Source organism: Sinorhizobium alkalisoli, from assembly GCF_008932245.1.
Classification (GTDB): Bacteria; Pseudomonadota; Alphaproteobacteria; order Rhizobiales; family Rhizobiaceae; genus Sinorhizobium; species Sinorhizobium alkalisoli.
The window spans coordinates 1,346,895-1,359,512 of sequence record NZ_CP034910.1; the positions used below are offsets into that span (position 1 = coordinate 1,346,895).

Here is a 12,618-nt window from a genome sequence, read left to right on the forward strand (position 1 = left end):
CTTGTCGATGTTACAGTCATGACATAAAACGTTACCGCCGCGTTAACGGCGCCTGTCACCCACACTCCAAGCAGATTCGAAAGAATTTTTAATGCCACGAGAAGGAGACATTTATGTCCATTTCCCCCACCCTTGGCGAAGAACAGGTCCCGATCTTGCTCGCCAGCGATATTGCCGCCCGCGTGAGGGCCGCCCGTGAGGCAGTCGGCTACAGTATCGAGGACCTTGCCGTCACCTGTGGTCTTACCAGTATCGAGATAAGCGACATCGAAAGCGGGGGCGACAGCGATCCGGTGAAACTGAAGCGCGTTGCGACTGCTCTTCAGGTCCCGATTTCGCATTTGCTGCCAGGCGAGGTGTAGAGGGCCGAGCCGGGCGGCTGCCAGTCCATTCGACAAGAGGGATTTGCCGACAGCCGCGACTGCATGTCTCCTTAAATCGACTTCGGCTTAAGGAGACATGCAGCAATTCAATGCGCCACAGCGCCGCGTGTCCGATAAGACGCGCGGCGCTTGCGGGTTTGATGAGGTTCATTGTGTTGAAAGCAGGTTCCGGATGCTTCGGATCAGCGCAGTGCCATCGAAGGGTTTCGTCAGGCACGGCAGCGTCCTGTATTGCTCCGGCAGATCCGACCGCGCATAGCCGGTCAGCAGCAGAACCGGCACATGCCGCTCGATCAACTCGTCGACCAATGGATAGCCGAGTTCGCCGCGCAGATTGAGATCCAGTGTAGCGACCTCGAAAAGTTCCGTTCGTGAGGCTGCGATCGACGCGCTGAGGGTTGTGAAGGGGCCGATGACGGCGTAACCGGCGGCGACGAGATCTTCCTCGATCTGCAATGCGACGAGAAATTCATCCTCCACGACGAAAACGCGGTCTTTGCCGTCCGGGTTCATCTCAGGGCTTCCTGGGATGGGGAACGTCGATGGTGCATCTCAGACCCTCCGAGGCAAAGTCAAGCCGCACTTCACCGCCAAGATCCGAGGCCACCACCCGCTCCAACAACAGCCGGCCGAATCCGTTTTCTTTCGGTTCCGGGACGGGTGGGCCGCCGGTCTCCTGCCACGAGACATGAAGTCGTCTCTCTTCTGGGTCGACACTCCACGCGATTGCGACTTTGCCGCTCTTCACAGAGAGCGCACCGTGCTTGGCCGCATTGGTGGCAAGCTCATGCGCGGCCATTCCGAGGGTCAGCGCATACTTGGGCGGCAACATTGTCGTTGGTCCGGATAGCGAGACGTTGCTCCCGCTCGCGTCGCTGTAGGGGGACAGTTCGTCGAAGAGGACCGTTTCAAGCGAAACCCCGGACCAGCTCGATTCGGCAAGACGGGTGTGTGTTTGCGCCAACGCCCGAATGCGTGCATTGAACGAATCGCGCGCCTCGCGCAGCTCCGGGTTTGTAGAGAAGGATTGACGCGCGATCGAACTGACGATCGCAAGGGTGTTCTTCACCCGATGGCTGAGTTCGGCGACAAGAAGGCTGCGCTGGGATTCTGCCTCCTTGCGCTCGGTTATGTCCATGCAGACACCGGCCAGCTTGGGGGCACGCCCGGTTCCCGGCAGCGAGAACTGCCCAAAGGCCTCCACCCATCGGATCGATCCTTCAGGAAGTTTGACCCGGTAAATAACATGATAGTTTTCGTGGGTTTTCAGGGCCTTGGCGATCTCCAACTCGACAAGGGGAAGATCGGCCGGATGAATGTCCCGTTTGAAATCGGCAAGCGTTCCGCCGAAGGTTCCCGGCTCGAGATGATGAAGGGACTCCAGGCCGGGCGACCATATCACGTGGCCGGTGCCCGTATCCCATTCCCAGGCCCCCATTCGCCCCGCCTCCAGTGCGATCTGAAGCCGTCGCTCGCTCTCCTGCAGCGCTTCTTCCGCCACCTTGCGTTCGGTTATGTCCACCGATGCTGCCACGGCGCCGACCACCGCGCCGGTGGCATCGCGCAACGGTGTCGCGTTTCCAAAAATGTGGCGCATCGAACCGTCTTCGAAGCGGATTTCTTCTTCGAAATTGGGGACCTCTTCGCCCCGCGCAGCCCTTTGAACGGGTAGTTCATCGGCTGCCAATAGCCGTCCCTGCGAGAACACTTGGAAATTGTCTGGTCCCTCGCCGGCTGGCGCGGACAGCGACAAATTGCTGCCGGAAGGCCGCCGCAGGAGGTCGTAGGCCGCACGGTTGCCGGCGATTTCCGTACAATCCGGCGAGCGGGTGATCCAGATCAAAGCGGGCACTGCCTGCATGATCGCCATCAATTCTGCGGCGCGCTCTCTCTCCATTGCCTCTTTCCGGCGCAACTGCTCCTCCGCGCGTTGCCTCGCCTCTTCGGCGCGGAGGCGCTGGATGCTGAAGCCGAGTTGCCGGGCTATGGTCATCGCCACGCTGGTTTCACTGTCTGCGAAGGCATGCGGCAGGTCGTAATAGGTCATGAATTTGCCGATGAGCCGCCCTCCGGCGACGAGTGGGATGAAGCCGAGCGCGTGTATGCCCTCCGCCTCGACGACCCGTCTCAGTTCCTGCGAGATGTCAGCCACGGCAATGTCTTCGATGTATATCGGCTCCGGATCCTTTTCGTCGGCGGCCCAGGGAGAATGCCCGTCGACCGCCTGCCGATATTGATCCGAGAGGCCGCGCCACGCGACGAAACGCATCGTCTCGGACTTGTCGAAAAGCAGTATGGACGCGCGCTCGCAGGAGAGGGCACTCTGGATGGCGTCCAGCGACGCATCGTAGACTTCTTCGATGTCCTGCGCCCGTTGCTGCCTTTCCGCGAGGCTGTAAAGGGAGGCCTGTTCGCGCAGGCGCGCCGCCAATGCTTCCGTTGCGCGCTTGTGTCCGGTGATGTCCCGGGCAATCTTCGACGCCCCGATGATGCTGCCGTCAGCATCGCGCACGGGCGAAACCGTAAGGGAGATGTTGACGAGGCTCCCGTCCTTCCGCCGGCGCAAAGTCTCGTAATGGTCGATGCGCTCGCCGCTGCGGATGCGGCTGAGAATCATCGGCTCTTCGTCTTGATAGCCGGGCGGCATGAGAATGGTGATCGATTTGCCCACCACTTCATCGGCGGTGTATCCGAACAGCCTTTCGGCCCCCAGGTTCCAACTTGTGATCGTGCCGTTCAGATCCTTGGCAACGATGGCGTCATCCGAGGATTCGACGATTGCGGCGAGATAACGGGAGTCGTTTTCCGCACTTCTGCGCTCGGTCATGTCGACAAGGAGATTGACGGCACCCGAGAGCACCCCGGCCTCGTTGAAGGTCGGTGTCGGATAAGGGAGAACCAGGGCGGTCGTCCCGTTCGGACGGACGGCGAGCAACTCCTTTCCCCAGATCGGCCGACCCGTCTCCAACGCTATCGCCATTGGGCACTGATCGTGCGGCAGCGCCGTCCCGTCAAGCCGCTGCAGCTTCCAACACACGCACCAGCGGTCTTTTCCCACCGTCGGTTCCCGCCCGGCAAGGTCGACCGCGGCGCGGTTGAAATAGGTGACATATCCGTCTGCGTCCGTCATATAAACGGCGACCGGAAGGGCATCCAGTGCCGTCCGAAAGTCTGGTGAGGCAAGCACCCCCGCGTCGGCCATCAGGCACGAGGGCAGTATATCCGCGCTGCTCATAGTTCCCTCCGAGCGCCCCGTAACACGGGTGAACGCGGCCAACATCAGCTTTGTTCCGGATTGCCCCAAAAGAGGTAAAGCGGCTTCATGCCATAGTAGCAACACAGGGCTGCACTACAGTTGCCGGACTCCGACGCCAGGTTGAAACCGAAAAGCTGTCACAGGAGCGCGGGGGCAAATCCAACTTCAAACTGGAGACGATCTGAATGAGCAGATTTGTGCTGAACGCCGTAGGTAAACCGCTCTATTACAGCGGCAGCTCCACGGCATGGTTTTCCGCCACCGGATCCGGCCCCATGCTCTACGGAACGGCTGGCAACGACTCGATGTGGGGCGACAGCTCCGTGAACGTTACGATGATCGGCGGCAAGGGCGACGACATCTATTATCTCTATTCATCGATAAACCGCGCCTATGAGGCTCCGGGTGAGGGCGTCGACACCATCAGCACCTGGATGAGCTACACCTTGCCGGAAAATTTCGAGAACCTCACCGTCACCGGCGACAATCGCTTCGCCTTCGGCAACGACCTGGACAACATCATCAAAGGCGGCTCAAGCCGCCAGACGATCGACGGTGGTGCCGGCGACGACGTCCTGATCGGTGGGGGAGGTGCCGACACCTTCGTCGTCGCCCGCGGGAACGGAAGCGACCTTATCACGGATTTCAACTTCGATGACATCGTCCGCCTAGACGGCTACGGATTTACATCCTTCCAGCAGGTTCTCGCCAACGTGGCCCAGGAGGGGATGGATCTTCGGCTCAATCTCGCAGACGGCGAGAGCCTGGTGTTCAGGAACACCACTGCCGATCAGTTGCAGGCGAACCAATTCCGGTTGAGCCTCGATCGCTCCGTGCTGACGCAGACGTTTTCCGACGACTTCGACACGCTGCAACTGCACGACGGCACGAGCGGCGTCTGGGACCCCAAGTTCTGGTGGGCCCCGGATAAAGGTGCGACGCTTACGGGGAACGGCGAACTGCAATGGTATATCAATCCGAGCTACCAGCCGACGGCGTCCGCCAATCCGTTTTCGGTCAAGGACGGAGTGCTGACGATCACCGCAAAGCCGGCTTCCGAGGCAATCCAGACCGAAATCGAAGGCTACGATTACACGTCGGGCATGCTGACGACGCACTCGTCCTTCGCACAGACCTACGGCTATTTCGAGATCCGGGCCGACATGCCGGATGACCAGGGCGTGTGGCCGGCCTTCTGGCTGCTGCCCGCCGACGGCTCCTGGCCGCCGGAACTCGATATCGTGGAAATGCGCGGGCAGGATCCGAATACCATCATAGGCACCGTCCATTCCAATGAAACCGGCTCCCAGACCAGCGTCGCAAGTGCCGTGAAAGTGACCGACACCAGCGGCTTCCATAAATACGGGGTGCTTTGGACCGAGGAGGAGATCGTCTGGTATTTCGACGACGCAGCGATTGCCCGCGCCGACACACCGTCGGACATGCACGATCCGATGTATATGATCGTCAACCTGGCCGTCGGAGGCATCGCCGGCGCGCCGAACGACGGGCTCGCCGACGGATCCGAAATGAAAATCGATTACGTCAGGGCCTATTCGCTCGACGCTGATTGGCATATCTGAGCGGTGGACGGGCCGGCGGCGTCGCCGCCGCCGGCTCTACAAGCGCCGTGCGTCTTTTCAGACGCGCAAAGGTCGCTCTAACACTTTGAAACTGCGCATCGGCCGGATTATCGGGTCCGATTTTGGGGCCGATGCGCCGGTCGCAATTCGATTCACTTCTGGATGCAGGTGTCGGCGGTGTCCTTGGTGCATTCGTCGAGGCCGGTATAGACCGGATCCTCGACTGGCTTGCCGGCGATGAGGTCCAGCATGACCTGCGGGGCCTTGTAGCCCATTTCGAACGGCCGTTGGCCGACGAGAGCAGTCACCAGCCCCTCCTTGGCGATGGCGACCTCTTCACCGATCGTATCGGCCGCACCGATGACGAATTCGTTGTTGGCGATCTTGTCGGCCATCGGTCTGAACAGATCGCGGTAGGGCTGCGGTGCTCCGAACAGGGGCCATCCACCCATGATGCCGAAGGCATCCAGGTCGGGATTGGCTGCCAGTATGTCGGTCATCGCCTGCACGCCCTTCGCCCCATCGTCATTGGTGAAGACCGGGCAGCCCGCCACTTCCGTCCATCCGCCTTCGCCCTTGAGCTCACCCAGGTCCTTCTGGCCGGTGAGGGCATCCCGCATGCCCTGAGCCCGGCGCAGAATGTTGTCGGCGCCCGGATTGCCTTCGATCGTGCAGATCTTGCCGCCGTCCGGTTTTGCCTTCTTTATATACTCGCCGATGCGATAGCCCATCAGATAGTTATCAGTGCCGAGATATGTCTGGCGCAGCGACGAATCCTCGGGGGCGAGGTCGGCGTCGACCGTCATGACAGGCACTGTCGGGTTGGCGGTCTTCAGGGTCTGGGCGATCAGCTTGGCATTTGACGGCGAAATGGCGATCGCGGCCGTATCGGGTTTGCTCAGCATATCCTGAACGATTTGCGCTTCGCCCGCTTCGTCCGATGTCGATGCAGGTCCGGTGTAGAAGCACTCATATTCGGAATCCTGATTTTCGCTGTTCCACTTCTGACAGCCTTGGTTGATTGCCTCGAAGAACGGGTTGTCTAGGCCCTTCACGACGATGACAAGCTGCTTCTTCTGGGCCAGAGCCGTTCCCGCGCCAAGCGCAAGGACCGCTGCGGCAAGCAATAATGCCTTCCTCATTCTCTCCTCCTTTGGACAAGCGGACCTCCAATGTCCGCGGCGAAATCAACCCGGATACCAGACGATACGTCGATCATCCGCTGTGCGCTCGTACTGCCAGGCCGAGTCGATGAGCTTTTCGAGATCATAGCCGGGCTGCCAACCCAGCAGGTATTTGGCCTTGCTGTTGTCCATCCAGTTTGAATGGAACCGGCTCGGTATTTCGACGGAACGCAGGCCGCGGGTGCGGGCAAGATAGGTCGCGACTTCGCCGTAATCTACCGGCCGGTCCATAGAGATGTTGAAGAGTTGGCGCACCGCACGGGGATTGTCGATCGCCGCGAGTATCGCCGACACAAGGTCATCGACATGAACGAAATTGCGCTTAAGCGGCCGGCCGTCGGCGTCTCGGAGCAGCGGAACGGTGCCGTCCTCCGCATAACGCTTCGCGTCTGCCTCGGGAACGAGGTCCTTCCATACGGGACCGCCGAACACGTTGTCGCCGAAGGACAGGGTATATTTGAAGTCGTCCTTCTCCATGATCCATGGCGCGCGCAGGCAGCAGCCGTTCACGCCATATTGGATGCCGTATTGCTCGAGCATGACTTCCTCGAGCACCTTCGATAGGGCATAGCAGCCCGGATAGGCGCGGTGCGCTGCCGCTTCGGTGATCGGCCCCTGATGGCGATAGTAGAAGTGGCCGATGCCGGCGTCGCCGCCGATAAGAATGAATTGGCTGGCCGTCGCGCTCGCACGGAAGCCCTCCAGGAGCCAGAACAAGCCCTTTACCGTCACGTCCATGACTTGGTCGGGGAGTTCCTTGCAGGTGGCGAGATGCACGACATGCGTAACGTCTTCCAGAGCTCGCGCGACTGAAGCGCGGTCGGCAATCGAGCCGCGTGCCACCTCGACGCGTTCCGCTTCGGCAAACAGCCGGTTGTGGCAGAGCGCACGGATGCGGGCATCGAGAAAACGCGGATCGTCAAGCAGCGCCGCGATGAAGTGCCGCCCGACCTTGCCAGTTGCTCCGGTGACGAGGATCAGCATGCCGACCTCCCGCTGATAGCTAATATGCGCTTACTTCGCGCGTCAACGGGTATTCATATTACAATATGTAAAATGCCGCAGATGCGGCTCAATTTGTAGGACAATTCATTGACGCTATCGCTCGCTTTTGCGTAAATGGGCTCGTGGTCGTTGGGAAGGAACGTGGCGGCCATAGCGTGCACGTTCTGGTTCTGGGAGGCTGGACGGCGGTGGCGGTTCTCGAACTTGCCGATATTTCCAAACACTTCGGCGCTATCCAGGCGGTCAGTGACGTTTCGCTGACGCTTCAGCCGGGCGAAGTCGTGGGGCTGATGGGGGACAACGGCGCGGGGAAGTCCACGCTTGTCAAAATGATCGCCGGCAATTTCCGGCCGAGTCATGGCACGATGCGCATGAATGGTGTCGAACTCGTGCTTCATCGTCCGGTCGAAGCGCGCCAGCACGGAATTGAAATCGTCTACCAGGATCTCGCGCTTTGCGACAACCTCACTGCGGCAGCAAATGTCTTTCTCGGTCGTGAGCTGCGCCGAGGCGTCGGACCAATAAGCATCCTCGATTACAAGGCGATGTATCGTCGCGCCGGCGAAATTTTCAAGGAACTGAAGTCGGAGACCCGGCCGCGCGATCTCGTCAAACAAATGTCCGGTGGGCAGCGGCAGGCCGTGGCGATCGCGCGCACTATGCTCTCGGAGGCCAAGATCGTACTTATGGACGAGCCGACGGCAGCGATTTCCGTCCGGCAGGTCGCCGAAGTACTGAACCTGATCCGCCACCTACGTGACAGCGGCATCGCGGTCGTGCTGATCAGCCATCGCATGCCGGATGTCTTTGCGGTCGCGGACCGCGTCATCGTGATGCGTCGCGGCAGAAAGGTAGCGGATAAGCCGATTGCCGCCAGTTCGCCGGAAGAGGTTACGGGGCTGATCACCGGCGCACTCGAAAGGGCATGACAGAAAGAGTGTGGGCAAAAGCCGATATAGAGCCGGCATAGAAGAAAGCGAAGGGCGTCCATGGCAATCACCTTGGATCGGGCAGTCGGCCAGAGGCAGCAGTCGTGGCTCGGCTCGATACTGTCGAGTCAGACGTTCTGGGTTCTGATAGCCGTCATCGCAGCCTGCATTTTCCTTTCATTTGCGACCGACACTTTTGCAACATCGCGAAATCTCTACAACATCACCCGGAACTTCACCTTCGTCGCCATCATCGCACTCGGCATGACATTGGTGATCATCACCGGTGGTATCGACCTTTCGGTCGGATCCGTGCTCTGCCTGTGCAGCATGGTGCTCGCCGTCACCATGAATGCGGGCTACAGCCTCGAGGTAGGCATTACCGTCTCCATCGGGACGGCGATGATTATCGGCGCGTTCAACGGCGTATTGATCGCCTATCTCGGGTTCCCACCCTTCGTGGTCACCCTCGGCATGCTGTCCATTGCCCGCAGCCTGGCCATGGTGGTGTCGAACAACACGGTGGTTTTCCAGTTCGGTCCTGATCACGACCTGCTTCTGTCGATCGGGGGCGGGGCCTGGTTCTTCGGTATAGCCAATCCGGTGATCTACATGATCGTTCTGGCCGTGCTCACGGGTTTCGTGCTGCGCTGGACCCGGTTTGGTCGCTATATATTCGCAATAGGCGGAAACGAGCATGCCGCACGGCTGACCGGCGTGCCGGTCAATCGCATCAAGGTGACGGTCTACATGATCTCCGCGATTGCAGCCGGCGTCGCCGGCATCATCCAAACCGGCTGGCTTGGCGCCGTCACGACCAATATCGGCGCCGGCATGGAGCTTCAGGTCATTGCCGCGGCGGTTATCGGCGGCGCCAATCTTGCCGGCGGCGTTGGTACCGCCTCCGGAGCCCTGATCGGCGCCGCGCTGATCGAAGTCATCCGAAACAGCCTTGGCCTGCTCGGAATCAGCGCCTTCTGGCAGGGCACGTTCATTGGCGGCGCGACGATCCTGGCTGTCCTTTTCGACCGGATCCGGAACCTTCGCCAGAGTGACTAGAGCCTAAGCAGGTTCCGCTAAGGGAACTCAACCCTTGGCAAGGATGCGCTGCATCTCCTCCATGGCCGCGTCGAGTTGTGGGTCGCGACCATTGGCAAAAGGGAGGCTGAATGGCACGGGAATATCCGGCTCGACCCCGCGCCCTTCGAGCCGCAGGCCGTTCTCGATCACAGCGTCCGAGACGGCTACTTCGAGCAGGCTGTCGTCGGGAAGGATAAAGGCACGCCCTGCAAGCAGCGCCCCGGCCGTGCGCGTTCCGACGAGTGGTATGCCGTTTGTTTTCAGTGCATAGGCGAAGAGCTCGAGACCGCTTCTCGCGCCATCATCAATGATCGCGACGACCGGCCGGTGCCACAGGGCATTGGCTACCGTTTCTTTCCCACTGCGCGCGATCAGCCGGAAGTTGGGTACGCCGCCGACGAAGAGTTCGGCCGCGTCCGGCGGCCCGCCGCCCCAGCGCCCGCGCAGGTCGACGACGACGCCCTCGGCATCCTTGAGGCGCCCGGTGGCAAGTGCGCGGGCGACGATCTCAAGTCCATCGGACGTGGAGAGCGTCCAGAGGCGCAGATAGCCGATGCGACGCCCCTCGCGCAGCTTCATCTCTATGCTCTCGTCGATCGCCTTGGCGAACGACTCCAGCGGGCGCATACGCTCCACCGTCACGGCGACGGTGGAGGGTGGTGCATCGCGATCGCGGCGCAAGGCGATCTCGACGCTCTCTCCGACTCTGTTCCGGAAGGAAGCGATCTCCCTGTACGGGGCTCCGTCGACAAGCAGGATCTCGTCGCCGATCCGGATGCCGGCGCGGTCCGCCGGGCCGCCGTCATAGACATCGCTGACGAACCGTCCGCCCCCTTCGAGCCGCGTCACCATCCCGATGCCGGTATAGCTGACATCGCCGTTCGGCGGAAACACGCGCCTGATATCGTTGCGGATTGCGAAGCGGAAGATGTCGGAGAGTTCGTAATAGTCGATCGTATCGCTGGTGAAGCGGGCGGTGTGCGAAGCGCCGAGACTCGCCAATACGGTGTCGATTGCGGTGTCGACGCGCGCCGCCGGGCTGTTTTCCGTCAGTGGATCGTCCGCATCCTGGACTTCCCGCCGTACCGCTGCGCCAAACCGCTCGAGGGCAGAGGGGTCGTAGAAATTGTCGAGCACCAATTCGACGGCGCGGTCGAAGATCGGGTGACCGGAGCGGGGCGGCTCAAGCGCGCGGCCCGGCTCGGGCATGACGAGCAGCAGGAGCACGAATGATAGGACGCCGAAAATCTTCACTTCACACGAACCATTCCTTTTGCTGCGGCCAGTATGCCGAAGACCGCGGCCGGATTTGAGGCTTCGCTACAACAAGATTGTGTGAAGACGTCGTGTTCGCGTGTGTTCGCCGCCGGCATCATACCGAGGAACGCCCGCCACGGTAGGAAAGAGCGCCCTTTTGGAACAACTGCGGGTAGCTGTGGTTACAGGCAACGAGCACGACCATCGCAACCTGGAGTGCGAGAAACATGCCACGACTCCCGTTTCTCGCGCCGAACCGCTCAAAGCGCAATCGGTTCCCTATTGTTTCTGGTGTTTCAGATCCGTGCGTCGGGCTTGCTCCGGCGCAAATGACCAAAGCGGAAGCCGCCTGCCGCAGCGGCGCGCACCATCATCATCTCCCCGATATTCTCGTGCGTCATCAGACCGACGAGGTGGTTGTGGCTGTCAACGACTGCAACGGCTGGCGAATTCGCCTGCTGCATCAATCGCAGGCTTTCCTCGAGACGCTTGCGGAAATGGACGGTCGGCACGTCCTGGCGCATCGCCTGAACGACCGGTGTGGCCGAGCCGCTCTCTTTCAGGTTCCGGATGATGTCGTCGCGTGTGAGGAGCCCCATGAAATGTCCGGCGCCGTCGACCACGGGGAACTCGCGTTGCGTCGTCGCCAGCAGGCTCTCGATCGCCTCGTCGATGCTTGCCGACCGCTCGAGCCGTGCAAATTCCGTGATCATCACATCGCCGACCAGCACGCTGTCGGAAAGATCGCGGATCTGCGCGTTCTGAGCCTCCGCAGTCGCGGCCAAGTAGACGAAAATGCCGATGAATATCAGCAGCGGGTTGTAGAAGAGGCCGACGAAGCCGAAGACGAAGGCAAGGCCCTGGCCGATGGTGGCGGCGACCTGGGTCGCGCGGGACCAACTCATGCGAGAGGCGAGCGCGGCACGCAGCACGCGGCCGCCGTCCATCGGGAAGGCCGGGATCAAATTGAAAAGGACCAGAAAGATATTGACTCCGGCGAGCCGTGCCAGGAAGCCAAGCTGCGGGTCCTCGATATCCTGTATCTGTTCCATGCCCGCCGTCGTGCCGAGCAGCAGAAGAAGAATCCCGGCGATCGCCACATTGACGAGTGGGCCGGCAATGGCGATCAGGAACTCCTCCTTCGGTTCTTCCGGCATGCGCTCCAGGCGCGCGACGCCGCCGATGGGCAGCAGCGTGATGTCGGGTGTTTTGACGCCGAAGTGACGGGCAACGGCAATATGGCCGAATTCATGCAGAACGACGCAGACGAAGATCGCCAGCACGAACGCAATGCCTGCAATGGCCGCAGGAGTGCCGCCGATGCGATAGTGCATCAGCCATATCCAAGCAAGCAGGATCGCGAAGGTCACATGCACGCGGATCGCGGTGCCACCGATCGTTCCGATTTTGAAGGACCAAGCCATCAATATGCTCCTGCGACTTGTCCGCCCAGACTCCGTCCGAACGCCGGGCACAGCTTCGAGTTTACGCCGATAGCAACCGGTTTAACATTCGCCGCGCCTTCATTCTCAGTAGGCTCTTGGAGGTACGAACAGGCAAATCGTCCTGCCGTGGTCGTCGCCGGCAGCCGAGCACCAGTGATATTCACCGTCCGGCGAGATGCGCACCCTCCTGTCCGCATAGGGAACCACTTCGCCGGTGGCATTGATGATATAGCCTTGGGGCCGTTCACTTATCGCCGTGAAGCTGACGTGACGGCAGTCGAAATTCGAGCAACATGAATAGGGGTATGTCCAGCCGGAGGGCGCGTCATGGCCGTAGGCGACGGTGGCTGCTGACAATCCGACCAGCGCAAAGAAAATCCGCATCGTGATCTCCTTCCGCAGCGGGGACATCATGGGACGCAATTCTCGCCCGGCCCCGCTCTGACCTCTTGTAATCGATCACTTCGACATGCGATGACTGTGTAGTACCGGTGAT

Annotated in this window: 11 protein-coding genes; 4 read left to right on the plus strand and 7 right to left on the minus strand. The window is 60.7% G+C overall.

The genetic code is table 11. From position 1 onward, the window contains the following. Window positions 1–113 precede the first annotated feature (113 nt). On the plus strand, window positions 114–362 hold the full coding sequence (locus EKH55_RS24070; RefSeq protein WP_151613449.1) for a helix-turn-helix domain-containing protein: 249 nt from the start codon (window positions 114–116) through the stop codon (window positions 360–362). 168 nt (window positions 363–530) lie between these two features. Here EKH55_RS24070 and EKH55_RS24075 read toward each other — a convergent pair whose 3' ends face one another. Together EKH55_RS24075 and EKH55_RS24080 are read right to left on the minus strand one after the other, a co-directional pair. Then, complete coding sequence (locus EKH55_RS24075; protein ID WP_151613450.1) at window positions 531–896, minus strand: response regulator; 366 nt, start codon at window positions 894–896, stop codon at window positions 531–533. 1 nt (window position 897) lies between these two features. Then, window positions 898–3,618, minus strand: a complete 2,721-nt coding sequence (locus tag EKH55_RS24080) for a PAS domain S-box protein (RefSeq protein WP_151613451.1) — start codon at window positions 3,616–3,618, stop codon at window positions 898–900. A gap of 206 nt (window positions 3,619–3,824) precedes the next feature. On the opposite strand from EKH55_RS24080, the gene eglC reads away from it, so the two are divergent. Beyond that, window positions 3,825–5,222: an endo-1,3-1,4-beta-glycanase EglC gene (gene eglC / locus EKH55_RS24085; protein WP_151613452.1), complete on the plus strand. Its 1,398-nt coding sequence runs from the start codon at window positions 3,825–3,827 to the stop codon at window positions 5,220–5,222. Window positions 5,223–5,374: 152 nt separating this feature from the next. Here eglC and EKH55_RS24090 read toward each other — a convergent pair whose 3' ends face one another. Further along, window positions 5,375–6,364 carry a sugar-binding protein gene (locus EKH55_RS24090; protein ID WP_069460152.1) on the minus strand — a complete coding sequence of 330 codons (990 nt, stop codon included), beginning with the start codon at window positions 6,362–6,364 and terminating at the stop codon, window positions 5,375–5,377. Between the two features lie 45 nt (window positions 6,365–6,409). Further along, entirely contained in the window at window positions 6,410–7,390 is a 981-nt protein-coding gene (locus tag EKH55_RS24095; protein WP_069460153.1) for an NAD-dependent epimerase/dehydratase family protein, read from the minus strand. 176 nt (window positions 7,391–7,566) lie between these two features. On the opposite strand from EKH55_RS24095, the gene EKH55_RS24100 reads away from it, so the two are divergent. Both EKH55_RS24100 and EKH55_RS24105 read left to right on the plus strand, forming a co-directional pair. Further along, a complete protein-coding gene (locus tag EKH55_RS24100; RefSeq protein ID WP_225191013.1) occupies window positions 7,567–8,340 on the plus strand; it encodes an ATP-binding cassette domain-containing protein in 774 nt (257 codons plus the stop codon). Window positions 8,341–8,400: 60 nt separating this feature from the next. Then, on the plus strand, window positions 8,401–9,399 hold the full coding sequence (locus EKH55_RS24105) for an ABC transporter permease (protein WP_151613453.1): 999 nt from the start codon (window positions 8,401–8,403) through the stop codon (window positions 9,397–9,399). A gap of 27 nt (window positions 9,400–9,426) precedes the next feature. On the opposite strand, the gene EKH55_RS24110 is transcribed toward EKH55_RS24105, so the two are convergent. The 3 genes from EKH55_RS24110 to EKH55_RS24120 all read right to left on the minus strand — a co-directional run bounded on the left by EKH55_RS24110 (window position 9,427) and on the right by EKH55_RS24120 (window position 12,506). Next, window positions 9,427–10,629 (minus strand): S41 family peptidase, encoded by a 1,203-nt coding sequence (locus tag EKH55_RS24110; protein WP_192803884.1) that lies wholly within the window; start codon window positions 10,627–10,629, stop codon window positions 9,427–9,429. A gap of 344 nt (window positions 10,630–10,973) precedes the next feature. Next, window positions 10,974–12,101 (minus strand): site-2 protease family protein, encoded by a 1,128-nt coding sequence (locus tag EKH55_RS24115; protein ID WP_151613455.1) that lies wholly within the window; start codon window positions 12,099–12,101, stop codon window positions 10,974–10,976. Window positions 12,102–12,206: 105 nt separating this feature from the next. Continuing rightward, window positions 12,207–12,506 (minus strand): hypothetical protein, encoded by a 300-nt coding sequence (locus EKH55_RS24120; protein ID WP_151613456.1) that lies wholly within the window; start codon window positions 12,504–12,506, stop codon window positions 12,207–12,209. Window positions 12,507–12,618 lie beyond the last annotated feature (112 nt).